This is a genomic window from Burkholderia sp. YIM B11467 (assembly GCF_052952715.1).
The window spans coordinates 105,149-129,707 of sequence record NZ_JBQVSQ010000001.1; the positions used below are offsets into that span (position 1 = coordinate 105,149).

Here is a 24,559-nt window from a genome sequence, read left to right on the forward strand (position 1 = left end):
ACATTGCGCTTTATTCGATTTAATTTTGTTTCATATAATCAAAAAAAGTTTGACACTCTGCTTTCGTTCTTGATACCGTCAGATGCAAGCAATCTAACGAATTGCCAACCACGCAAACGATTCCGCTCCACGTTTTTTTCGCTTCCGCCGCACCGCAGTGCTCGCCGCCGGCTGTGTCGTTCTCGCGCCGGCGCATGCAATATCCCGATGCATCTCATTGGACGGCTGCCATCCGGCAGCGGGCCGAAGGATCGAATCAAATGAGCAGGACAACGAAGCTGTTGCTCTAGCAATCCCGCCCGCGCCGCGTCCGGCGCGGCTGCCCCGCAGCGCGGCGCAGCGCTCCCGTTACCGCGTTTTCCGTATTTCGCCCCCGGAGAAAACCCATCTTTCCGGATCGGGCGAAAGGCCCTGTCGCGTCCGTGCCATCCGCACGCGTGCGACAGAAAACGGCGGTGCATGACCCGCACCGCTGTCGACCGTTGTTGTTGTGCCGTTCGATGTTCAACCGGAGGGGTAATTCAAATGAATCAGGTTGCAGACAAGAAACAAAAGCACATTCGCATCGTCAAGCTCGCATGTGCCGCCGCCGCGGCCGCTTCGTTCGGCATGGCGACCGCCCACGCCGCACCGGCGGCCGGCTGGACGGAAACGCGCACCAAGGGATTCCTGCCGCTCGTGCAGCAGAGCGAAAGCGGTGCGGCCGGCGCGCCTGCCGCGAGCACGGCCGCCGCTGCCGCCGCAGCCATCGAAATGGCGCCCGGCGAATCGGTGGACATCGTGCTCGGGCTGAACCTGCGCAACGAAGCGCAACTCGACCAGTACCTGCACGACCTGCATACGCCCGGCTCGCCGCACTACCGGCAGTTCCTCACGCCGGCGCAGTTCGCGTCGCAATATGCGCCGACCGACGCGCAGGTCGCGTCCGTCGTCGCGCATCTGCGCAAGCAAGGCTTCGTGAATATCGTGGTCGCGCCGAACCGCCTGCTGGTCTCCGCGTCCGGCACCGCGGCAACCATCAAGTCGGCGTTCCGCACGACGCTCAAGCGCTTCACGCGCAACGGCCGCAGCGTCTATGCGAATACCGACGCCGCGCAAGTGCCGAACGCGATCGGCGGCATCGTGGGCGCGGTGCTCGGCCTGCAGAACGTCGAGCTGATGCATACCGGCGCGGCCGGCACGCCGCAAGGCAACACCAGCAACCTGACGATCCCGGCCGGCGCGTCGGCGGTGCCGCACAACCCGACCGAGTTCTCGTCGATCTACGGCGGCGACGGCACGCCGAACGCGTCGCAAACCACCGTCGGCATCATCTCCGAAGGCGACCTGTCGCAGACCGTGAGCGACCTCAACACGTTCGCCGCGAACAACAGCCTCGGCACGATCAGCAGCACCATCGTGCAGACCGGCCCGGCAGGCAGTTCGTACACCGACACGTCCGGCACCGTCGAATGGAATCTCGACAGCCAGTCGATCGTCGGCGCGGCCGGCGGCAGCGTGAAGCAGGTCGTGTTCTACGCCGCGCCGTCGATGACGCTCACCGCGATCACGGCCGCGTACAACAAGGCCGTGACCGACAATGTCGCGAAGGTGATCAACGTGTCGCTCGGCGTGTGCGAATCGTCCGCGAACAGCACCGGCTCGCAGGCCACCGACGACACCATCTTCAAGCAGGCGGTCGCGCAGGGGCAGACCTTCTCCGTATCCGCCGGCGACCACGGCGCGTACGAATGCGCGAGCGGCACGCCGTCGCGCTCGACCTACACGGTCAGCGAACCGGCCACGTCGCCGTACGTGATCGCAGTGGGCGGTACGACGCTGTTCACCAATACGTCGACCAACGCGTACAACAGCGAGATCGTCTGGAACGATCCGAGCTGGCAACCGGGCACCGTGTGGTCGACGGGCGGCGGGTACAGCAAGTACGAGGCTGCACCGTCGTGGCAATCGTCGAGCCTCACCGGGTCGACCAAGCGCGCGCTGCCGGACGTCGGCTTCGACGCCGACCTGCGCACCGGCGCGATCCTGGTGGTGAACGGCCAGACGTCCGATACGCTGTGGGGCTCGGGTTACCTGAACAACGAAGGCGGCACGAGCCTCGCCGCGCCGATCTTCACGGGCATCTGGGCACGGCTGCAGTCGGCGAACAACAATGCGCTCGGGTTCCCGGCATCGAGCATCTACAAGTACTTCCCGGCCAACGCGGCGCTGCTGCATGACGTCACGTCGGGCAACAACGGCAGCGGCACCTACGGCTACAAGGCGAAGGCCGGCTGGGACGCGACGACGGGCTTCGGCAGCGTGAACATCTCGAAGCTGAACGCCTTCATCCAGAGCACGTCGGATTTCGCGCGCTGATGGACCGCTGACCGCCCCGGTTCCGGGCGTGCGCCGTTTCGCGCGCCCGGAACCGCATACCACCGCGTAACAAGAACCCGCGACGGCTGCAAAGCCGTCGCGGGTTTTCTGCATTCCGCGTAATCTCGCGGAGCATCATCCGGCGGGACGATACGCACGCCGACCTTGCAACCGTTGCGCCAGCAACTTTCATATCGCTTACCTGGCCGGCGCCCGCCCGCTTACGGACTGCAAGGTACACACACTGTTACACAAGCCGCTGACACCTTCCGTGCGTGTCGTGCGTTTAACTGAATATATCGATTCGTCGCGGGACAACCGCCATGCGGACACGATCGCGGCTCAGTGCTGAAGCCGATCGCGCGGCCCGCGTGCCCGAGAACGCCGCACCACACCGAACCCACTCCATGAAAACCGCACGTGCACACTACCGCCCCGTCAGAACGCTGATCGCGTCGTCGATCATCGTGTCGCTGCTCGGCCTGTCGGCCTGCAACAAGAACAGCGACAGCAACGCCGCCGTACCGGCCAGCGACGCGAGCGCGGCCTCGGCGGCACTGCCCGCGTCGACGCCGGTCGCGTACACGCCGCCGACGGCCGACCAGCTCTATCAGATGGTCGCGCCGATCGCGCTGTTCCCCGACAAGCTCGTCGCACTGGTGCTGGCGAGTGCAACGTATCCGGACCAGGTGACGGCTGCGAATACCTGGGTGACGCAGAATCCAGCGCTGAAGGGGCCGGCGCTCGCGACTGCCGCCGATACGCAGCCGTGGGACCCGTCCGTCAAGGCGTTGACCGCGTTCCCCGCGGTGCTCGCGCAAATGGTGTCGAACCCGGCCTGGACCACGTCGCTCGGCCAGGCGTACTACAACGATCCGACCGACGTGATGAACGCGATTCAGGTGATGCGCCAGCGCGCGCAGACGTCCGGGCATCTCCGTTCGGGCGGCCAGATGCGGGTCACGCAAGTCGCGCAAGCCGCGCCGGCCGGTTATACGCCGGCCACCGACGCGCCCGTGGTCTACGCCGGGCCGGCGATCGTGCCGCCGCCCGAGCAGGCGATCGAGATCGAGTCCGCGCAGCCCGACGTCGTCTACGTTCCGTCGTACAACCCGACCGTCGTCTACGGCGAGCCGGTTTCGACCTACCCCGGTTATGTGTATCGGCCGCCCGCATACAGCACCGGCGAAATCGTCGCGGCCGGCGTGATCACATTCGGCGTCGGCATCGCCGTCGGCGCCGCGATCTTCGGGCACCACGACTGGGGCTGGCATGCATGGGGCATGAACTGGGGCGCGCCGCATCCGGACGGCCCGCGCTGGAACGGCGGCTGGCAGCGCCCGGCCGTGGTGTACAACCACACCACGTACGTGACGAAGTCGACCACCGTGATCAACAACATCACCAACATCCGCAACACGCGCATCACGAACAATTACGGCGGCAACGTCACCAACAACACGACGATCGAACGCAATACGATGCAGCCGGGCGCGGAGCCGATGCGCGGGCAGGCGATGGAGCAACGCCCGGGTGCCGCGCCGATGACGATGCCGCACTTCGCCGCGAACGACGCGCGCCCCGGTGCCCGGCCGGCGCCGGAAGACTTTGCGCAGCGCCGCGCGAACGAGCCGCATGCCGACGCACCGGCGCAGCACCCGCCCGGCGCGATGCACGACGAGCGACAGCAGGCGATGCAGCAGGAACGCGCCGCGCAGGAGAATCGTGCAGTCGAGCAGCAGCAACTTCAGCAACAGCAGCGCAACGAGGCGCAGCAGCAACGCGAAGCAATGCAACAGCACGACGCGGCACGGCAGGAGCAGCAGCAACGAGAGGAAATGCAGCAACGCAACGCGGCGCAGCAACAACAGCGCGAAGCAATGCAGCAACGTAACGAGGCCGAGCAGCAACTGCACAAGGAGACGCCGCCGCGCAACGAAGCGCAACCGCAGGAACACGCGGCCGCGCAGCCGCGGCAACCGGCGCCCGAGCACGCGCCTGCTCCGCATCCGCACCCTGCGGAATCGCATCCGACGCAGCACGAGTCACGCGAACACCGCCCGGAGTGACAACGCCACACCACGGCAGCGCGACACGGATCACGCTGCCGTGCGAAGACGGCGCGGCCTATGGCGCCGCACACCCTTTGTAACGCGCGCGACGCGCGACGCCTGCTTCGTCAACGCTTCCCGGCCTTGCCGCGCCATTCAATCTGCCCAGTTGCGGACGTAGTCCGGCACGGGCACGTTGGCGTCGGCATGAACCGGCGTGCCGCGCGTCGTCTTCAGCGGCAGGATCCCCGCCCAGACAGCGAGCGCCAGATCTTCGTCCTTGTCGGACGGCATCGAGTCGCTGACTTTCACGGCCGCTTCCGCAAGAGAAATCCGCAGCACGTGGGTCGCGTTGATCTCCTTCGCATTGCCCGGTCGCGCTTCATGCCTGCGGCCCGCGGCGATCTTGTCCATCAAGGCATCCAGCGCCGCGAGCTTCTCAGCACTGCCCTCCACCACGTCGAACTGCCCGTAGATCACCGCGGATCGATAATTCATCGAATGACTGAAGGCCGACTTGGCCAGCACCAGCCCGTCCAGCAACGTGATGGCGACGGAGGCCTGTGCGCCCGCCGACAGCGCCTTGATCATCCTGCTGCCGTTGGACCCGTGGATATAGAGGTCGTCGCCCCGTCTCCAGTGCGCGGTCGGGATGCAATGCGTGTCCTCGCCGGCGTTGAACGCAATGTGGCAGACGTACGCGTCGTCCACGATACGGTAGAGCATCGCGCGATCGCGATGCGCCAGTTCGGGCAGGCGGCGAATGGTGGTACGGGATGTGGGAGAGAGGACGGTCTGGTCGTTCATGTTTCGTTTTCCTGTTCGCGCGGCCTTGCGCGCATCGATCGGCCCGCATTCCGGCAAGACGCGGGTATCCGCTCGAACATATCTTTGCACTGCGAATTGAATGAAACCGGGATCGAATCGAAATCGTGCGGCATCCACGCCCGATCGACCACTCGATCGGCCCATCGACAGCCGCTCGCCAAATCGATCAAAATACGCGCGTGCCGCAAGCCGAAACGATCACCGGAAATACCCGCGTACTGGCCAGCACCGCGAGAATGTGAACAATACGATGCGCGTCGATTCTTCAAAAGAACCAGCTCAAGGATAATTTTTAGAACCAGCCCATGGATTTCGCGCTGCTCATCTCATCGCTTTCCCGACAGGACGGCACGACAACGCACAGCCAGCAGGAAGCCCTCTACCGGAGCCTGCGCAACATGCTGCTGGACGGACACATTCCGCCCGGCACGCGGCTCGTGTCGACGCGCGTGCTCGCGGCGGAGCTGGGTATCGCGCGCAATTCCGCGGTCTATGCGTACGAGCGCCTTGCCGAGGAAGGCTTCGTGGCAGCCACGCGCAACGGCACGATCACGTTATGGGACGGTTGCGGCCGCCCGAGCGCCGCGCACGAAAACGGCCCGGCCCCGGTTCGCCTGTCCGAGCGTGTGCACGGGCTCGAAAACGCCCACCCCGAACCCGAACGCATGCTGCCGTTCGTCCCCGGCCTCCCTTCGCTCGACGAATTCCCCGTTGCGCAGTGGCGCCGTTGCATCGAGCGCGCGTGGAAAGTCATCAAGCCCACCCAACTCGCGTACGGCCCGGTCGAAGGGCTGCCCGAATTGCGGCGCGCCGTGGCTGCGTACATCCGGGTTTCGCGCGGCGTGCGCTGCGAGACCGGGCAGGTCTTCATCACCGACGGCACGCAAAGCAGCCTCGAATTGTGCGCGCGCATGCTGGCGAATCCCGGCGAATTCGGTTGGCTCGAGAACCCCTGCTATAACGGCGCCCGGACCGCATTCCAGTCGACCGGCCTGAATATCGTACCGATCGACGTCGATCACGAAGGGATGGCGCCGACCGACGAACAGTGGCGCACGCAACCGCCCCGGCTGATCTATACGACGCCGTCGCATCAATACCCGCTCGGCGCGCTGATGAGCCCCCGGCGGCGAGCGGCACTCGTCGAGCACGCGCGCGCGTGCGGTGCGTGGATCATCGAGGACGATTACGACAGCGAGTTCCGCCACGGCGGCCAGCCGCTGCCCGCGATCCAGGGCCTGCATGCCGACGCGCCGGTCTGCTATCTCGGCACGTTCAGCAAGACGATGTTTCCCGCCCTTCGGCTCGGCTTCATGGTGGTGCCGCCGGTCCTGGTCGACCGCTTCACCAGCACGCTGCGCGAACTCGTCCATCGCGGCCATTCGGCCGATCAACTCGCGATGGCCGAATTCATCGACACCGGCCTTTTTGCGCGGCACCTGCGCAAGATGAGGGCGCTCTATGCGGAACGGCGGAGCAGCCTCGAAGCGGCACTCGCTCGCCACCTCGGCACCACACTGAGCGTTCGGGACAGCCCGGGCGGCATGCATCTTTCGGCGGATCTCGCGATTGCGCTGCACGATACCGAAGTCGCCCGCACCGCATCCGCGCAGGGCTTGCAGCTTCAGCCGTTGAGCAGCTATCGCGTCGGCGACGGCCGCCGCTACAACGGCTTCGTGCTCGGGTATTCCGGGCTGAACGACGCGACGATCGAGACGGCGACGATGCAGTTCGCGGCCGTCATCGAGCAGCACGCACGCAAGCGGCGCTGAGCGTCGCGCGACGCAGCGTCGCTCACAGTTGCGATTCGATCGGAAACAGCCCGAGAAACCACACCTCCATCCGGCGCGCCGTCGACACTTCCGGTTCGTGGTCGAGCTCGGTGACCTTCCCGCCCGAATCGGTCTGAATCCACTTGAGCCGCCCTTTCCCTGCCGGATCGGTCCGCGGCTCGACACGCCACGCGATCCGGTCGAGTCGCGATTCCAGATCGTTCGCCACCTGCGACGCAATCGCCGGGCTCTCGCAGAAAACACCGATCTCGGTATTGAGGTTCAGCGAGCGCGGGTCGAAATTCATCGACCCGATGAAAATGCGCTTGTGGTCGAACACGTAGGTCTTTGCATGCAGCGACGCACGCGACGACCCGATGATGACGTCCTTCGAAATGCTCTTGTCGCCCGACGGCCGCCGCTCGTAGAGCCGCACGCCAGCCGCGACGAGGTCGCTCCGGTAGCGCCGGTAGCCGGCATGCACGGCCGCCACGTCGGTCGACGCGAGCGAATTGGTGAGTACCGTCACGCGCACGCCGCGCGCCGAATACGCGCGCAGCCGCTCGACGAAGTCCTTGCCCGGCACGAAATACGGCGACACGATCAGCAGGTCATGTTCGGGCTGCAATAGGATGGCGCGCAACTGCGGCAACAGGTGCCCGTCACTGTCCTTCGGCGAATGCGCGATCTTCGACGGATCGTCGTATAGCACCGTCGCGTGCCCCCACGACAGTTCCGTGCCCTGCCCGTGCACGATCCGGTCGAGCCGTTGCCTGGCCTCGAGCACGTACGGGTTGTCCTCCATCGCCCTCAGGTAGTCGCGCAACCGTTCGCGTTCGCGATCCAGCCCGCCCGGCGCCGCTTCGTGCCCGACCAGCGCGTCGATCGGATACGCGTACGGGGAATTCCAGAACGTGTCGAATTCCGTCGAGATGGCTCTCACGGCCGGACCGTGGACGACGACGTCGATATCGCCGAACTCCAGCATCGACGATGCGCCGAAGTATTCGTCGCCGATGTTGCGGCCGCCGACGATCGCCGCCTGGTTGTCCGCGATCATCGCCTTGTTGTGCATGCGCCGGTTGACGCGCGAGAACTCGAACACCGTGCCGATCTTCTTGAACCGGCGCGTGGCAACCGGATTGAACAGCCGGATCTCGATGTTCGGGTGCGAACTGATCTCGAGCAGCTTGCGGTCGTCCGCGTTCGTGCCGAGATCGTCGAGCAGCACGCGCACGCGAACGCCGCGATCGGCCGCGCGAATGATCGCGTCGGCCAGCTCATGCCCGGTCAGGTCGTCGTGCCAGATGTAGTACTGAAGGTCCAGCGACCGGTCCGCGCGGTCGGCCAGCAGCACACGCGCATCCAGCGCGTCGACCGGATCGGTCAGCACATGAAACGCGTCCTGCCCCGGATGCATGCTGGCCTGCTGCTGGAACGCGGCGCCCAGCCGCGTGTTTTCCGTGTCGGTGAACGCATGCGTCGGTACGCGATCGGCCTGCGGCGGAAGGCTGGCGCACGCAACGAGCGCCAGCGACGAAAGAATCGCACCCCACGAACGCAGCATGGTCATGTTTGACGCCCCCCACTCCCGGGCGAAGGTTGTTTGTTCTGGCCGCCGGATGAATCACGGGGCTGGCCGGTTATCCACCGCGCTCGGCTGATGTCCGGCAGTCGCGCGTATCGGTCGCGCTACAGCATACTTCGATTGCCGACGGTGCGGCACCCCCTCCGTGTTTTCCCGATCCGGACGTGCGTTCAAGCAAAGAAAAACCCGCGACGCATGAAGCCGTCACGGGTTTTCGGCATGCCGCGACACGGCGCGGCATAACTTCCGTTTCTCGCACGAAAGTCGCGCACATTCATTGCCACGCGTGCAGCAGCCGGCTACCCGGTCATGATTAACCAATCATCGACACGATTCGACATTTACCACAAGAATTCCATTCAATAATGAACAATCGTCAAATCCACTCCTGACACAAAAATCCACACATCATCCAATTTTGATTCATCATCATAAAAACATCATGTGATAGCTTTAAAAGCAACAGCCACCTCAACAGGAGAATAACTTGTCCAGATATCGCGATTTAATCGAGCAACGAGCCGAACTGGAAAGGCAGATAGATGCTGTGAAATCGACCGAACGAGCTGCCGTACTCGACGAAGTAAGGCGGCTCGTGATCGAGTTCGATCTCAACGCACGCGAGGTATTTGGCGCAAACAAAGCGAAAAAAGGTATTAAATTAACCCCGAAGTTCCGCGACCCGGAAACAGGTAAAACCTGGTGCGGCCGCGGGAGAACACCCTTGTGGCTCAAAGACAAGGATCCCAAGAACTATTTAATTGCCCGATAAACATTCAATGCGATATTCGATCGATATCGCATTTCGATATCCGGCAAGCGCAGTAAGTCGTTGAAACCTTGTCCCGCCGCGTTGCCTTCTGGTCAGTTCGCTCGCCCCCCCCTGGTCGACAGCCAGAACGGCGCGGGCTGAAATCTTCCGCACGTAACGTCGGACAATGAGCGGTTTCTTTCGGATAACTCAATGTCGCCGTTATTCAGCGGCTTCGGATGCGTTGGCAGGTCACATGCGGGCGGATACCACGGTCAGAATGGCTGGGCACCCTCACCTGGCCATCTGCCGAATCTGGAGCGAGCACCCTGCCCAACTGGACCTTGTTGCTCACCCCGAGGTGCGCACGGATACGCTGCAGACAGGCTCTGACCGTTGCGGAGGCAACAAGAAACACGACAAACGCCGGCGCCCCACTTCCCCCTGGCTGCCTACGAATCCACCCGGACACCCTGAAAAACAAAAAACCCGTGAAGCCTTGCGGCATCACGGGTTTCGAATTTTCCTCGGCTAACCTTGGAACGGAATATGGTGGGCCCGGCGGGGTTCGAACCCGCGACCAATCGATTATGAGTCGACTGCTCTAACCGCTGAGCTACAAGCCCTGATGAGAAGCGATGCGTGCTACACGCAGCCCCGGCAACGAAGCCGGGCCGGCATTGTAACAACAAAGACAGCAAAAGAGACAAACGCCACCGGCATCACATGGATACCGGCGGCGTTCGCAGGAGAGACGCTGGAAATCAGTTCCCTTCGAGGAACGACTTCAGCTTGTCGGAACGGCTCGGGTGACGCAGCTTGCGCAGCGCCTTGGCCTCGATCTGACGGATCCGCTCGCGCGTGACGTCGAACTGCTTGCCGACTTCCTCGAGCGTGTGATCGGTGCTCATCTCGATACCGAAGCGCATCCGCAGCACCTTCGCCTCGCGCGGCGTCAGCGAATCGAGCACGTCCTTCACGACGTCGCGCATGCTCGCATGCAGCGCGGCATCCGCCGGCGCGACCGTGTTGTTGTCCTCGATGAAGTCGCCGAGATGGGAATCGTCGTCGTCACCGATCGGCGTTTCCATCGAGATCGGCTCCTTCGCGATCTTCATGATCTTGCGGATCTTGTCTTCCGGCATCTCCATCTTTTCGGCGAGCGTTGCCGGATCCGGCTCGAGACCGGTTTCCTGCAGGATCTGCCGCGAGATGCGGTTCATCTTGTTGATCGTCTCGATCATGTGAACCGGAATACGGATCGTGCGCGCCTGGTCAGCGATCGAACGCGTGATGGCCTGACGGATCCACCACGTCGCATAGGTCGAGAACTTGTAGCCGCGACGGTATTCGAACTTGTCCACCGCCTTCATCAGGCCGATGTTGCCTTCCTGGATCAGGTCGAGGAACTGCAGACCGCGGTTCGTGTACTTCTTAGCGATCGAGATCACGAGACGCAAGTTCGCCTCGGTCATTTCGCGCTTCGCCTGGCGTGCCTTCAGTTCGCCGGCCGCCATCTGGCGGTTGGTTTCCTTCAGGTCCTTCAGCGGCAGCACGACGCGCGCCTGCAGGTCGAGCAGGCGCTGCTGCTGTTCGCGGATCGCCGGGATGTTGCGCGACAGGACCGCGCCGTACGAATGGCCTTCGGCCGCGATCTTCTCGGACCAGTCGAGATCCGTTTCGCTGCCCGGGAAGCGCGCGATGAATTCCGAACGCGGCATGCCGCACTTGTCGACGACCGTGTGCAGGATCTGGCGCTCGACCTGACGCACTTCATCCACTTGCGCACGCAGCGTGTCGCACAGGCGCTCGACGGTACGCGCGGTGAAGCGGATCGTCATCAGCTCGGTCTGAATCGTTTCCTGCGCCTTCAGGTAGGACTTCGACTTGTAGCCTTCCTTCTCGAACGCGCGGCGCATCTTGTCGAACCACTCGCTGATCTGCGAGAACTTGTCGAGCGAAGCGCGCTTGAGGGCTTCGAGCTGGGCGGCGTTGGCCGACGCTTGCGCGGCACCGTCGTCCTCCTCTTCTTCCTCTTCTTCCTCTTCCTCTTCGGCTTCCTCGTCCTCGTTCTCGATGGCTTCCGCTTCCTTCGCGGAGAAGCCGTCGGTATCGGCGGTGTCCGAAGCGTTCGGATCGAGCAGGCCGTCGACGAGCTCGTCGACGCGGATCTCTTCGTTCGCGACGCGTTCGGCCATCGCAAGGATGTCGGCGATCGTCGTCGGGCACGCGGAAATTGCCATCACCATGTGGCGCAGGCCGTCCTCGATCCGCTTCGCGATCTCGATTTCGCCTTCGCGCGTGAGCAGCTCGACCGTGCCCATCTCGCGCATGTACATCCGGACCGGATCGGTCGTGCGGCCGAATTCCGAATCGACGGTGGACAGCGCGACTTCCGCTTCCTCTTCGACTTCATCGTCCGACGACGCGGCCGGCGCGTTGTCGTTCAGGAGCAGCGTTTCCGCGTCCGGCGCCTGCTCGTAGACCGCCACGCCCATGTCGTTGAACGTGCCGATGATGCCTTCGAGGGCTTCGGTCTCGGTGAAGTTGTCCGGCAGGTGGTCGTTGATTTCGGCGTACGTGAGGAAGCCGCGCTCCTTGCCGAGCTTGATCAGCGCGCGCAGCTTCACGCGGCGCTCTTCGAGCTCCTCGGCCGTGCCGGGCGTGCTCGTCGCGAACGCTTCCTTCAGCAGCGCCTTTTCCTTGGCGCGACGATCGCGCACCTTGGATTTGCCCGGGGCAGCCGCGGCTGCGGGCTGCTCGTCGCTCTGATTTGCGTCGTCAACGACGGATACTTCGTTCAGCTTTTTGGTCATGGAGTTCGCCGTACCGGCTATATCGACTCGCGGCTGCTGGACGACAGCCGGTTGAACCGTGGGTGCATGAGTAGTACGTACTGCCGTTTCGTCCGCGGCGGCAGTCGTGTCCCTTGCGCTTTTCGCACTTGCCCGCTTCGCCGCCGGCTTGGCCGGCCCGGAGTCGGGTCTGGCGGCAGCCCGTGTTCTGGCTGCCGACGCCGGCGCAGCCTGAGCAGTGCCGGCCGCGGTTTTCTTCCCCGCAGAGGCTGACGTGGCTGAAGACGTTGTCCTGGTGGAAGAAGCAGACTTGGCCGCTGTGACCTTTTTGGTCGGCTCCGTCGAGCCCTTGCCTGCTGCTTTCTTTCCGCCTGTCGTCTTTGCCATCGCGATTCTCGCCTCTGCTTAGAAAACAAACCGCTGGAAACCTTATATTATAGCACGCTGGGGCGCCCTCTCTAAGCGCCCCGGCCGCCTACAGCCCGAGCCGACGTTTCATGTCGGTTCGCTGCTGGTTCAATTCCGTCAGTTCGGCCAATTCCTCGGGTGTGAAGGTGGATTGCCGCGCCAGCCGGTCAAGCCGGTCGCAACAGGCGTCATAGCGCATCTTGAGCACCGCCGCCTGCAGCTCCTCCCCCGCGATCCGTTCCTGTTCACGCTGCCGCTCGGGCACCGTCTCGTCTTCCGGATTCTGTAACAGCAAATCGCGGACGTTTTCATCATAGTCCAGAATTTCGCGGAAGATTTCCTCGTAAGTCGCCCCATTCGAGGAGGTCCGCAGGACATCCGACAGCAGCCGGAACTCCGCGCCGTCGCCCAGCGCACGCGCATGGTCGACGACTTCGGCGAACAGTTCGCCGATGCGCGGCAACGCGCGCAGGGTCGCAATCTGTTCGTCGTCGAGCTGCGACGCGATACGCGGATGCATCACCAGCGTGCGCAGCGCACGCTTTTCGCTGTCCGTCACGCGACGCCGTTCGCTGCGCGCAGGCGCCTGGCGCGGCGGCGCCGCGATCCGCGTATCGACGTCGGACAGCCCCGCGACTTCTTCGAACGGGATATCGAGACGATCGGCGAACATGTGCATGATCTGCGCGCGCAACGCGTTCGCGGGCAGCGCCTGCAGCAGCGGCTTCGCATCGAACAGCGCCTTCGCGCGGCCTTCCGGTTGATCGAGCGCCTTGCCGGCAATTGCTTCGTTCAGCAGAAATTGCGACAGCGGCATCGCGCGCTCGACCTGCTCGGAGAACGCCTCCGCGCCGAACTCGCGGACATAGCTGTCCGGGTCGTGCTCGGTCGGCAGAAAAAGGAACCGGATCGTCCGGTTGTCCGCCGCATGCGGCAGGCATGCCTCGAGCGCGCGCCGGGCCGCACGCCGCCCGGCCGAATCGCCGTCGAAACTGAAAATAACTGTGTCGGTCTGGCGCAGCAGCTTCTGCACGTGAATCGGCGTGCACGCGGTGCCGAGCGTCGCGACCGCGTTCGGGAACCCGAGCTGCGCCAGCGCGACGACGTCCATGTAGCCTTCGACGACCAGCACGTACTTGCGCTCGCGAATCGCGAGCCGCGCCTCGAACAGGCCGTACAGCTCGCTGCCCTTGTTGAACAGCGGCGTTTCAGGCGAGTTCAGGTACTTCGGCTCGCCGCTGCCGAGCACGCGGCCGCCGAAGCCGATCACCTGCCCCTTCACATTGCGGATCGGGAACATGATCCGCTCGCGGAACCGGTCGTAACGGCGCGCGGTGCCCTGCGCATCGGTTTTCTCGCTGACGATCACGAGCCCCGACTCGACCAGCGACTCGTCGCGATAGTCCGGAAACGCGGTTTCGAGGTTCTGCCAGCCGTCCGGCGCATAACCGAGCCCGAAGCGCGCGGCGATCTCGCCGGTCAGGCCCCGGTTCTTCAGGTACTGGATCGCGACGGTCGCGCCGCGCAGCTGCTTGCGGTAGTAGTCGCACGCGGTGGACATCGCGTCGGACAATGCGGTCGCAACCGATTTCGACACCGGCGCCGGATAGTCGCCGCCACCGCCTCCGCCCCCACCGCCGCGCATCGACGGCTCGTGGGGCACGGTCAGCCCGACGGATTGCGCGAGTTCCTGCACCGCCTCCGGGAACGTGAGCCCCGCATGTTCCATCAGGAAGCCGATCGCCGTGCCGTGCGCGCCGCAACCGAAGCAGTGATAGAACTGCTTGGTCGGGCTGACGGTAAACGACGGGCTCTTCTCGTTATGGAACGGGCACAGCCCCATGAAATTGGCGCCGCCCTTCTTGAGCTGCACGTACCGACCCACCACGTCGACGATATCGACGCGGTTCAGCAAATCCTGCAGGAACGAATGCGGAATCACCGTGGGATCGAGCGAAAAAAGACAATACGATGCCCGGCGCACGCATCGCTGGGCGCGCCGGGAACGGGTTTTACTTGGTGAGCGCGGCCTTGACCTGCGCGGAAACGGCCGTCATGTCGGCACGGCCCGCGAGCTTGCCCTTCAGCACGCCCATCACCTTGCCCATGTCCTGCGGGCCGGCCGCGCCGGTTTGCGCGACCGCCGCCTGGACTTCGGCCGCCACTTCGGCGTCCGACAGTTGCGCGGGCATGTAGGCGCCCAGCACGACCAGTTCGGCCTGCTCTTTCGCGACGAGATCGTCGCGGCTGGCGGCCTGGAACTGGCTGATCGAATCCTTGCGCTGCTTGATCATCTTGTCGATCACGGCCGTGATGCCCGCGTCGTCGAGCGTGACCCGATCATCGACTTCGCGCTGCTTGATCGCGGCCATCAGCAGTCGAATCGTCGACAGGCGCTCGCTGTCCTTCGCGCGCATCGCGGTCTTCATGTCTTCGCTGATCTGCTCTTTCAAACTCATCTTTCACCCGGGATGGAAACGTGAATCCGACGCCCGCGAACAGGCGTCAACACAAAAACCCGCTTGGGACAGTGTCTCAAGCGGGTTGCTCGAATCCGGCATCGGCGGCTCGCTGCCTGATCGGCCAACTGATCGGTTTCCCGACCGGCTGCACGATTGCGCTTGATCGTCCGTGATCGCGCCCGATCGCACGGAGTCGCCGGTGCGCCGCTTAGCGAACCGCGCGGCGCCCAATCGTTCAGTACAACTTCTTCGGCAACGTCTGGCTGCGGATACGCTTGTAATGACGCTTCACTGCAGCAGCCTTCTTGCGCTTGCGCTCCGCGGTCGGCTTCTCGAAAAACTCGCGCGCGCGAAGCTCGGTCAACAGACCATTCTTCTCGATCGTGCGCTTGAAGCGACGCATTGCAACTTCGAACGGCTCGTTCTCTTTAACGCGAATGATCGTCATGATCCGACACGAATAAAGGTTTGCAGGGAAAGACTACCGAGTATAGCAGAGCGATTGCTCAAAGGCACGGGGCCTGGTCCCGCTAAAACCGGGCCTGCCGGGCATGTCACGCGCCGCGCGAATACTCCGCCGCGGCCTGCCCGGCCGCCGTGCCGGACGCCCACGCCCACTGGAAGTTGTAGCCGCCGAGCCAGCCCGTCACGTCTACCGCCTCGCCGACGAAGTACAGTCCCGGCACCCGCGCGCTCATCATCGTCGCCGACGACAGTTCCCGCGTATCGACGCCGCCCTTCGTCACCTCGGCCTTCTTGTAGCCTTCGGTACCGTTCGGTGTCAGCGTCCAGCCGGACAGCGCGTCGCCGATCTGGCGCAGCGTCTTGTCGGGCAGGTCCGCGAGCCGCGCGTCGGCCGCGACGCGATGCGTGTCGAGCCACGCATGCGCGAGGCGCGACGGCACCCAGTCCGCGAGCAGCGAACCGATCTGGCGCTTCGACGTGCGCTTCGCGTCGAGCAGGTCGGCCACCGTGTCGCGCTGCGGCAGCAGGTCGACGCGGATCGGGTCGCCAGGCTGCCAGTAGCTCGAGATCTGCAGGATGCCGGGCCCGGACAGGCCGCGATGGGTCAGCAGCAGGTCCTCGACGAATTCGCCGCCGCGCTTCTTGTCGCCGGTCGACACGCGCACTTCGAGCGACACGCCGGACAATGCGGCGAACGGCTCCCAGTCCTGCTGCGCGAACGTGAGCGGCACGAGCGCGGGCCGCGTATCGATGAGCTTGTGGCCGAACTGCTTCGCGAGCCGGTAACCGAAGTCGGTCGCGCCGATCTTCGGGATCGACAGGCCGCCGGTCGCGATGATCAGTGCGCGCGCACCGATCGGCCCCGCCTGCTGCGTGTCGAGCGTGAAGCCGTCGGACGGTGCGTGGCGCACCGCGTCGACGACGACCGGCCGGCGCCACGCGACGCCGCCCGCATCGCACTCGTGCTTCAGCACGTCGATGACCGCGTCGCTGCCGTGATCGCAAAAGAGCTGGCCCTTGTGCTTTTCGTGCCAGGTCACGTGATGGCGCTTGAGCAGCCCGAGGAAGTCGCGCGGCGTATAGCGCGCCAGCGCCGAGCGCGCGAAATGCGGATTCGACGACAGGTAGTTGTCGGGGCCTGCATACAGGTTCGTGAAGTTGCAGCGGCCGCCGCCCGAGATGCGGATTTTCTCGGCGAGCCGCGGCGCGTGATCGATCAGCACGACGCGGCGGCCGAGCTGCCCGGCGACCGCGGCGCTCATCATCCCGGCGGCGCCCGCGCCGATCACGGCGATGTCAAAAGTTTCCATGGCGCGGATTGTACCTGCCCGGCATCGGGCCCGGGCCGCAGCCAGCGGCGGCCGGCCCTCGCCTGCTATAATTTCCGGTTACGTTGACCTTCCTGCGGCGCGCTCGATACGGCGCGCCCCGCCCGCACCCATGCTCGTTCTCGGCATCGAAAGCTCCTGCGACGAAACCGGCCTCGCGCTCTACGACACGCAGCGCGGCCTGCTCGCACACGCGCTCCACTCGCAGATCGCGATGCACCGCGACTACGGCGGCGTCGTGCCCGAGCTCGCGTCGCGCGACCACATCCGCCGCGCGCTGCCGCTGCTCGAGGAAGTGATGGCGCAAAGCGGCACGCGCCGCGACGACATCGACGCGATCGCGTTCACGCAAGGCCCCGGCCTCGCCGGCGCGCTGCTGGTCGGCGCGAGCATCGCGAATGCGCTCGCGCTCGCGTGGAACAAGCCGACCGTCGGCATCCATCACCTCGAAGGCCACCTGCTGTCGCCGCTGCTCGTCGCGGAGCCGCCGCCGTTCCCGTTCGTCGCGCTGCTGGTTTCCGGCGGCCATACGCAACTGATGCGCGTGACCGACGTCGGCGTGTACGAGACGCTCGGCGAAACGCTCGACGATGCGGCCGGCGAAGCGTTCGACAAGACGGCGAAACTGATCGGCCTCGGCTACCCGGGCGGCCCGGAAGTGTCGAAGCTCGCCGAAACGGGCACGCCAGGCGCAGTCGTGTTGCCGCGCCCGATGCTGCATTCGGGCGATCTCGACTTCAGCTTCAGCGGCCTGAAGACGGCCGTGCTCACGCAAATGAAGAAGTTCGAAGCGGCGCAGCTGACCGGTGAAGCGCTCGAACGCGCGAAGGCCGACCTCGCGCGCGGCTTCGTCGACGCAGCCGTCGACGTGCTCGTCGCGAAGTCGCTCGCGGCGCTGAAGAAAACGAAGCTCAAGCGCCTCGTGGTCGCGGGCGGCGTCGGCGCAAACCGTCAACTGCGCGACGCGCTGTCGGCCGCCGCCGCGAAGCGCGGCTTCAACGTGCATTACCCCGATCTCGCGCTGTGCACCGACAACGGCGCGATGATCGCGCTCGCCGGTGCATTGCGGCTCGCGCGCTGGCCCGAGCAGGCGAACGCCGACTACGCATTCACGGTGAAGCCGCGCTGGGATCTCGCATCGCTCGCACGCTGAGTCGCGCAACGCGACGCCCGGGCAGAACAACAAAAAGGCCGCTCAAACGAGCGGCCTTTTTCATCGGCGCGACAAAACGCCGCGGCGTTATGCTGCCAGCCGCTTGTCGCGTTCGATCAACGCATAGGCGCTGTGATTGTGGATCGACTCGAAGTTCTCGGCTTCGAGCACGTACGCGACCACGCGCTCGTCCGCATCGAGACGCTGCGCGACGTCACGCACGAGATCCTCGACGAACTTCGGGTTCTCGTATGCACGCTCGGTGACGAACTTCTCGTCCGGGCGCTTCAGCAGGCCCCACAGCTCGCACGACGCCTCTTCTTCAGCGATGCGGATCAGCGCCTCGACCGGCAGGTCGCCCGCGAGTTCGGCATCGATCGTCACGTGCGAGCGCTGGTTGTGCGCGCCGTACTGCGAGATCTTCTTCGAGCACGGGCACAGGCTCGTCACGGGCACAAGCACCTTCAGGAACAGACGCGTGTCGCCGTTGCGGCTTTCGCCCGCAAGCGTCACTTCATAGTCGAGCAGGCTCTGCACGCCGGACACCGGCGCCGTCTTGTTCACGAAGTACGGGAACGTCACCTCGATACGGCCGGCCTCGGCTTCGAGTTTCTCGAGCATCGACGCGAGCATCGCGCGGAAACGCTCGACCGTCAGCGGCGCGCGGTTCTCTTCGAGCAGCGCGACGAAGCGCGACATGTGCGTGCCCTTCTGGTCGGCCGGCAGGCGCACATCGAGATTCCAGACACCGACGGTCGGCTGCACGTCGCCGCTTTCGGTACACACCGTCAACGGATGCCGGACCGCCTTCACGCCCACGCGCTGAATCGGAATCTGGCGGGTATCCACCGTGCTCTGCACGTCGGGCATCACGAAGGCGGGATTCATCTGGTTCATCTTGTTCAATCCTTGTAAGCCGCGCGTTCGACAACGCGCACGCCGCGTCATGCGGCAGCCGGAAAAGCAACATGGGCCCGCAGGCCCATGTTTTCCGCATCAATGAAGACCGGTTGCGCCAGTCGCACCGACACCGCCCGCGGGCGGTGCCAGCTTATGCGACGCGCTTCGCCTGACCGGCGACATCGGCCGCCGGGTTCAGGAAGCGTTCGCGAATCGATTTCGCGATGCCCGCGCCGTCGAGGCCGCATTGCGACAACAGCTTTGCGTGGTCGCCGTGATCGACGAACTGGTCAGGGAGGCCCAATTGTAGTACGGGTCGGATAACCCCACTCTCCATCAGGGCTTCCACGCAGGCCGAGCCCGCGCCGCCCATCACGCAGCCTTCCTCGATCGTCACGAGGTAGTCGTGCGTCTCGGCGAGTTCGCGCACGAGCGCGGCATCGACCGGCTTCACGAAGCGCATGTTCGCGACGGTTGCGTCGAGTTCCTCGGCCGCGGCGAGCGACGGTGCGACCATTGTGCCGAACGCGAGGATCGCGACACGCTTGCCTTCCGGCTGCGCCGTGTGGCGACGCACTTCACCCTTGCCGAGCGGAATCTCGGTGAGTTCCTTCACCGTCGGCACGCCCGTGCCCGCGCCGCGCGGATAGCGCACCGCGGTCGGGTTCGGCTGCTGCAGTGCCGTGTGCAGCATCTGGCGGCATTCGTTCTCGTCGGATGCCGTCATGACCGTCATGTTCGGGATGCAGCGCATGAACGCGAGATCGTACGCACCCGCGTGCGTCGCGCCGTCCGCGCCGACGAGGCCCGCGCGGTCGATCGCGAACACGACCGGCAGGTTCTGCAGCGCGACGTCGTGGATCAACTGGTCGTAACCACGCTGCAGGAACGTCGAGTAGATCGCGACGACCGGCTTGAGCCCTTCGGTCGCGAGGCCGCCTGCGAACGTCACCGCGTGCTGCTCGGCGATGCCGACGTCGTAGTAACGATCCTTGAAGCGCTTCTCGAACTCGACCATGCCCGAGCCTTCGCGCATCGCGGGCGTGATGCCGACGACGCGCGAATCGCGCTCGGCTTCATCGCACAGCCACTCGCCGAACACCTGCGTGTACGTCTTCTTCGCGGGCGTGGGCGACGGCTTGATGCCTTCGGCCGGATTGAACTTGCCGGGGCCGTGATAGAGCACGGGATCGGCTTCGGCGAGCTTGTAGCCCTGGCCTTTCTTCGTCACCACGTGCAGGAACTGCGGGCCGCGCAGTTCGCGGATGTTCTGCAGCGTCGGGATCAGCGAATCGAGATCGTGACCGTCGATCGGGCCGATGTAGTTGAAGCCGAACTCCTCGAACAGCGTGGCCGGCACGACCATGCCCTTCGCATGCTCCTCGAGCTTGCGCGCGAGTTCGAGCACCGGCGGCGCCACGCTCAGCACGCGCTCGACGCCCGCGCGCGCGGCCGCATAGAAGCGGCCCGACATCAGGCGTGCGAGATGGCGATTCAGCGCGCCGACCGGCGGCGAGATCGACATGTCGTTGTCGTTCAGGATCACGAGCAGCTTCGCGTCTTCCGACACGCCCGCGTTGTTCATCGCCTCGAACGCCATGCCGGCCGTCATCGCGCCGTCGCCGATCACGGCGATCGAGAAGCGGTCGTCGCCGTTCAGCTGGCTGCCGATCGCCATGCCGAGCGCGGCCGAAATCGACGTGCTCGAGTGCGCGGTGCCGAACGTGTCGTATTCGGATTCGCTGCGGCGCGGGAAGCCCGAGATCCCGTCGTACTGGCGCAGCGAATGCATCTGGTCGCGGCGGCCCGTCAGGATCTTGTGCGGATAGGTCTGGTGACCCACATCCCAGACGATGCGATCGTTCGGCGTGTTGAACACGTAGTGCAACGCGATCGTCAGCTCGACCGTCCCGAGGTTGGACGACAAATGGCCGCCCGTCTTCGACACGCTGTCGAGCACGAACGCGCGCAGTTCATCCGCGAGCGGTTGCAGTTGGCGACGATCGAGGCGGCGCAAATCCGCCGGGTCGTCGATGGTTTTCAGCAAGTCGTACATCGTCGTTCCATTGTAGGAAATCAAACGCGCCCGCATTCTTTTGCACGCACCGTAGCGTGTGCGCGGCGGCGGGCTTTCGCGTCAGCTGACCCGGTTCACTACCAGGTCGGCAAGTTCGGCGAGACGCTGTGCGCGTGCGCCGAACGGTTTCAACGCATCATGCGCTTCGGCGCGCAGTTGCGCTGCGAGCTCGCGCGACGCCTCGAGGCCGAGGATCGAAACGTAGGTCGGCTTGTCGTTCGCGGCATCCTTGCCGGCCGTCTTGCCGAGCGTCGCCGAATCGGTCGTGACGTCGAGAATATCGTCGACGACCTGGAAGGCCAGACCCACGGCCCCCGCATAGACGTCGAGCGCAGCCATCGTTTCCGCCGTCGGCGTGTCGCCGGCCAGTGCGCCCATCCGCACGGCCGCGCGCAACAAGGCGCCCGTCTTCATCCGGTGCATCGTCTCGAGCTGCTCGCGCGTCAGCTTGAGGCCGACGCTCGCCAGGTCGATCGCCTGCCCGCCGGCCATGCCGATCGAGCCGCTCGCGAGCGCAAGCTCGCGCACGAGCGCCGCCTGCTGCACCGGTGTCAGCGCTTCGGCGTCGGTCAGCGCGACGAACGCCTGCGATTGCAGCGCATCGCCGACGAGCAGTGCCGTCGGCTCGTCGTACTGCACGTGCACGGTCGGCTTGCCGCGTCGCAGCGCGTCGTCGTCCATGCACGGCATGTCGTCGTGCACGAGCGAGTAGACGTGGATCATCTCCAGCGCCGCCGCCGCCGCGTTGCGCGCCGCTTCCGTCGCGCCGGTCAACTCGCCTGCTGCATGGCACAGCAGCGGGCGAACGCGTTTGCCGCCGCCGAGGACCGCGTAGCGCATCGCCTCGTGGAGTTGCGCGGGCATCGCGGTTTCAGCGGGCAAATAATGGCCGAGTGCGTCTTCGACACGGTCAAGCACGGACCGCGTCCATTGTTCGAATGTCATAGATCGTCGTCTTCGCCGTCCGTGGCGGCCGTTCCGGACGAAAGCGGCTTCAGCGTCGCGCCGTCGAGCACGCGAACCTGCTGCTCCACTTTCTCAAGCTGCTGTTGGCAAAACGCAACGAGGGTCGCACCGCGGCGGTATGCCGTCAGTGAATCCTCGAGGCTCAACGCGCCGCCTTCCATCCGGGCAACCAGCGTCTCGAGTTCCGCGAGCGCCATCTCATAATTGTCCGGCAACGGTTCGGTGCCATTACCGGGCGGCGTGGCGCCTGGGGATGCGGTTTTCGCCATGGACGAGGGTGTCAAATTTCAAAACAAGTCGGACATTCTACGGCAAAAGAGAATTCTCCGATCTGCCGACGTGGGCGGCCTCGTGCATATTCTGGCCCCACCTCCGATGCACAGTGTGCGCCTCCTGATTGTCGCCGGACAAAAAATTGACACAAATCAGGCACTTAATTCTAGCCTTGCGAGGCGAACCGGGTATAATTCTCCGTTTCCCTAAATCGATTTTTCGATGGTTGGGTTGTTCACTGCTTTCACGCTAACACCGGGAGTGGGAATGTCCAATCTGAGCGATGCGCTTCAGTTGAAGTCGGCTCACAGCCAGCTTCCAGTCACTGCATACTTCGATGAGGCGCTACTCGAGCGCGAGATCGAAACCCTCTTCAAGAAAGGACCTCGTTACGTCGGGCACGAGTTGATGGTGCCCGAGGCGGGGGATTATTTTGCGCTGCCGTCCGAGAAGGAAGGCCGCGTGCTGGTCCGTAACCAGGCGAACCAGATCGAACTGCTGTCGAACGTCTGCCGCCACCGGCAGGCCATCATGCTCAACGGGCGCGGCCACACGCAGAACATCGTGTGCCCGCTGCACCGCTGGACGTACGATCTGGAAGGCGAACTGCTCGGCGCGCCGCACTTCCCCGAGAAGCCGTGCCTGAACCTCGGCAAGAGCCCGCTGCAGAACTGGCAGGGGCTGCTGTTCGAGGCCGAAGGCCGGAATGTCGCGCGCGACCTCGCGCACCTCGGCACGAAACATCACTTCGATTTCTCCGAGTACCTCTTCGATCACGTCGAAGTGCACGAGTGCGATTACAACTGGAAGACGTTCATCGAGGTCTACCTCGAGGATTACCACGTCGTCCCGTTCCACCCGGGCCTCGGCAGCTTCGTGTCGTGCGACGACCTCAAGTGGGAATTCGGCGACTGGTACAGCGTGCAGACGGTCGGCGTGCACAATGCACTCGCGAAACCGGGCAGCGCGACTTACCAGAAATGGCACGAGCAGGTGCTGAAGTTCCGCAACGGCGTGCCGCCGGAGTTCGGCGCGATCTGGATGGTCTACTACCCGGGCCTGATGATCGAGTGGTATCCGCACGTGCTCGTCGTATCGTGGCTGATCCCGCGCGGCCCGCAGAAGACGACCAACATCGTCGAGTTCTATTACCCCGAGGAAATCGCGCTGTTCGAACGCGAATTCGTCGAGGCCGAACGCGCCGCCTATATGGAAACGGCCGTCGAGGACGACGAGATCGCGATGCGGATGGACGCAGGCCGCCGTGCGCTGATGGCACGCGGCGAGTCGCAGGTCGGCCCGTACCAGAGCCCGATGGAAGACGGCATGCAGCACTTCCACGAGTTCCTGCGCCGCCACCTCGGCGACATCTGACGGCCGGTGCGGCGCTTTGTCGCCGCGCCCCATCCGGCAGACGAAAAGACGGGCTTCGGCCCGTCTTTTTTTGTTTAGACTTGGAGTGTCAGGTCATTCGCACTCCAGGGAGCCGTCATGCCACACACCCATTACACCACGCTCATCTCCGCCGCCAATCTCGCCGAGCGCCTGGCCGCGGCGCCCGGCAGCGTCGTCCTGTTCGATTGCCGCTTCGATCTCGCCGATCCGGGCGCGGGCGAAGCCGCCTATGCGGCCGGCCACATCCCCGGCGCGCAGTATCTTCATCTCGACCGCGACCTGTCGGGCCGCAAGACGGGCACCAACGGCCGCCATCCGCTGCCGACCCGCGATGCACTCGCCACGCTGCTCGCCAGCCGCGGCCTCAAGCAGGGCCAGCAGGTCGTCGCATACGACGCACAAGGCAGTGCCTACGCGGCGCGCCTGTGGTGGCTGCTGCGCTGGCTCGGCCACGATTCGGTGGCCGTGCTCGACGGCGGCCTGCAGGCCTGGGAAGCAGCCGGCCAGCCGCTGGCGACCGACGTGCCGCAACCGGCCGCCGGCGACTTCCGCGCGGGCGCGCCGCTCGAATCGACGGTCGACGCGGCAGCCGTGCTCGCGAACATCAAGTCGCCCACGCGCGTCGTGATCGATGCTCGCGCACCGGACCGCTACCGCGGCGAAAACGAAACGATCGATCGTGTCGGCGGCCACATCCCCGGCGCGCGCAACCGGTTCTTCAAGGACAACCTGACCGCCGACGGCCGCTTCAAGACCGGCCATGAACTGCGCGAGACGTTCTCCACGCTGCTGGCGGGCATCGAACCGAACAGCGTGATCCTGCAATGCGGCTCCGGCGTCACCGCCTGCCACAACGCGCTTGCGCTGGAGATTGCGGGGCTGCACGGCGCGTCGCTGTATCCGGGTTCGTGGAGCGAATGGAGCGCCGATCCGTCGCGGCCGATCGCCACCGGCCCGAACCCGTAAGCCGGCGCGCGGCGCACCGGCGA

The 24,559-nt window shown here is 64.8% G+C and carries 18 protein-coding genes and 1 tRNA gene; 7 read left to right on the forward strand and 12 right to left on the reverse strand.

Annotation, left to right across the window (positions count from 1 at the left end; genetic code table 11):
* Nucleotides 1-525: 525 nt before the first annotated feature.
* Both ACTRWB_RS00465 and ACTRWB_RS00470 read left to right on the forward strand, forming a co-directional pair.
* Nucleotides 526-2,358: a S53 family peptidase gene (locus ACTRWB_RS00465; RefSeq protein ID WP_129516892.1), complete on the forward strand. Its 1,833-nt coding sequence runs from the start codon at nucleotides 526-528 to the stop codon at nucleotides 2,356-2,358.
* A 407-nt stretch (nucleotides 2,359-2,765) separates the two neighbouring features.
* Nucleotides 2,766-4,427, forward strand: coding sequence for a DUF3300 domain-containing protein (locus tag ACTRWB_RS00470; RefSeq protein ID WP_446900565.1), 1,662 nt, complete (start codon nucleotides 2,766-2,768; stop codon nucleotides 4,425-4,427).
* A 138-nt stretch (nucleotides 4,428-4,565) separates the two neighbouring features.
* Here ACTRWB_RS00470 and ACTRWB_RS00475 read toward each other — a convergent pair whose 3' ends face one another.
* Nucleotides 4,566-5,216 (reverse strand): pyridoxamine 5'-phosphate oxidase family protein, encoded by a 651-nt coding sequence (locus ACTRWB_RS00475; protein WP_446900566.1) that lies wholly within the window; start codon nucleotides 5,214-5,216, stop codon nucleotides 4,566-4,568.
* 326 nt (nucleotides 5,217-5,542) lie between these two features.
* Here ACTRWB_RS00475 and pdxR point away from each other — a divergent pair, with 326 nt between their 5' ends.
* The gene (gene pdxR / locus ACTRWB_RS00480; RefSeq protein WP_446900567.1) at nucleotides 5,543-7,009 is read left to right on the forward strand and encodes a MocR-like pyridoxine biosynthesis transcription factor PdxR; all 1,467 of its coding nucleotides are present in this window, start codon (nucleotides 5,543-5,545) and stop codon (nucleotides 7,007-7,009) included.
* 22 nt (nucleotides 7,010-7,031) lie between these two features.
* Here pdxR and ACTRWB_RS00485 read toward each other — a convergent pair whose 3' ends face one another.
* Nucleotides 7,032-8,582: a phospholipase D-like domain-containing protein gene (locus ACTRWB_RS00485; protein ID WP_446900568.1), complete on the reverse strand. Its 1,551-nt coding sequence runs from the start codon at nucleotides 8,580-8,582 to the stop codon at nucleotides 7,032-7,034.
* Nucleotides 8,583-9,084: 502 nt separating this feature from the next.
* Between ACTRWB_RS00485 and ACTRWB_RS00490 the strand changes: the two genes are divergently transcribed.
* Nucleotides 9,085-9,369: an H-NS histone family protein gene (locus tag ACTRWB_RS00490; RefSeq protein ID WP_419687497.1), complete on the forward strand. Its 285-nt coding sequence runs from the start codon at nucleotides 9,085-9,087 to the stop codon at nucleotides 9,367-9,369.
* 529 nt (nucleotides 9,370-9,898) lie between these two features.
* On the opposite strand, the gene ACTRWB_RS00495 is transcribed toward ACTRWB_RS00490, so the two are convergent.
* The 6 genes from ACTRWB_RS00495 to ACTRWB_RS00520 all read right to left on the reverse strand — a co-directional run bounded on the left by ACTRWB_RS00495 (nucleotide 9,899) and on the right by ACTRWB_RS00520 (nucleotide 16,797).
* Nucleotides 9,899-9,974 (reverse strand) — tRNA-Ile (locus ACTRWB_RS00495).
* Between the two features lie 138 nt (nucleotides 9,975-10,112).
* A complete protein-coding gene (rpoD, locus tag ACTRWB_RS00500) occupies nucleotides 10,113-12,530 on the reverse strand; it encodes an RNA polymerase sigma factor RpoD (protein WP_129516876.1) in 2,418 nt (805 codons plus the stop codon).
* Nucleotides 12,531-12,618: 88 nt separating this feature from the next.
* Complete coding sequence (gene dnaG / locus ACTRWB_RS00505) at nucleotides 12,619-14,493, reverse strand: DNA primase (RefSeq protein WP_048250246.1); 1,875 nt, start codon at nucleotides 14,491-14,493, stop codon at nucleotides 12,619-12,621.
* Between the two features lie 70 nt (nucleotides 14,494-14,563).
* Complete coding sequence (locus ACTRWB_RS00510) at nucleotides 14,564-15,010, reverse strand: GatB/YqeY domain-containing protein (protein WP_048250245.1); 447 nt, start codon at nucleotides 15,008-15,010, stop codon at nucleotides 14,564-14,566.
* 238 nt (nucleotides 15,011-15,248) lie between these two features.
* Nucleotides 15,249-15,461: a 30S ribosomal protein S21 gene (rpsU, locus tag ACTRWB_RS00515; protein WP_006751743.1), complete on the reverse strand. Its 213-nt coding sequence runs from the start codon at nucleotides 15,459-15,461 to the stop codon at nucleotides 15,249-15,251.
* A gap of 106 nt (nucleotides 15,462-15,567) precedes the next feature.
* Complete coding sequence (locus tag ACTRWB_RS00520; RefSeq protein WP_446901390.1) at nucleotides 15,568-16,797, reverse strand: NAD(P)/FAD-dependent oxidoreductase; 1,230 nt, start codon at nucleotides 16,795-16,797, stop codon at nucleotides 15,568-15,570.
* A 121-nt stretch (nucleotides 16,798-16,918) separates the two neighbouring features.
* On the opposite strand from ACTRWB_RS00520, the gene tsaD reads away from it, so the two are divergent.
* The gene (tsaD, locus tag ACTRWB_RS00525) at nucleotides 16,919-17,959 is read left to right on the forward strand and encodes a tRNA (adenosine(37)-N6)-threonylcarbamoyltransferase complex transferase subunit TsaD (protein ID WP_048250243.1); all 1,041 of its coding nucleotides are present in this window, start codon (nucleotides 16,919-16,921) and stop codon (nucleotides 17,957-17,959) included.
* A gap of 87 nt (nucleotides 17,960-18,046) precedes the next feature.
* Here tsaD and folE2 read toward each other — a convergent pair whose 3' ends face one another.
* The 4 genes from folE2 to ACTRWB_RS00545 form a co-directional block, all read right to left on the reverse strand.
* Nucleotides 18,047-18,856: a GTP cyclohydrolase FolE2 gene (gene folE2, locus ACTRWB_RS00530; RefSeq protein WP_446900569.1), complete on the reverse strand. Its 810-nt coding sequence runs from the start codon at nucleotides 18,854-18,856 to the stop codon at nucleotides 18,047-18,049.
* 154 nt (nucleotides 18,857-19,010) lie between these two features.
* The gene (gene dxs / locus ACTRWB_RS00535; protein ID WP_048250241.1) at nucleotides 19,011-20,915 is read right to left on the reverse strand and encodes a 1-deoxy-D-xylulose-5-phosphate synthase; all 1,905 of its coding nucleotides are present in this window, start codon (nucleotides 20,913-20,915) and stop codon (nucleotides 19,011-19,013) included.
* Between the two features lie 81 nt (nucleotides 20,916-20,996).
* Nucleotides 20,997-21,881, reverse strand: a complete 885-nt coding sequence (locus tag ACTRWB_RS00540) for a polyprenyl synthetase family protein (RefSeq protein WP_446900570.1) — start codon at nucleotides 21,879-21,881, stop codon at nucleotides 20,997-20,999.
* Complete coding sequence (locus tag ACTRWB_RS00545; protein WP_011355806.1) at nucleotides 21,878-22,171, reverse strand: exodeoxyribonuclease VII small subunit; 294 nt, start codon at nucleotides 22,169-22,171, stop codon at nucleotides 21,878-21,880. The genes ACTRWB_RS00540 and ACTRWB_RS00545 overlap by 4 nt, the downstream gene beginning before the upstream one ends.
* A 271-nt stretch (nucleotides 22,172-22,442) precedes the next feature.
* On the opposite strand from ACTRWB_RS00545, the gene ACTRWB_RS00550 reads away from it, so the two are divergent.
* Nucleotides 22,443-23,549, forward strand: a complete 1,107-nt coding sequence (locus ACTRWB_RS00550) for an aromatic ring-hydroxylating oxygenase subunit alpha (RefSeq protein ID WP_129516872.1) — start codon at nucleotides 22,443-22,445, stop codon at nucleotides 23,547-23,549.
* Nucleotides 23,550-23,666: 117 nt separating this feature from the next.
* Complete coding sequence (locus ACTRWB_RS00555) at nucleotides 23,667-24,536, forward strand: sulfurtransferase (protein ID WP_446900571.1); 870 nt, start codon at nucleotides 23,667-23,669, stop codon at nucleotides 24,534-24,536.
* Nucleotides 24,537-24,559: the final 23 nt, after the last annotated feature.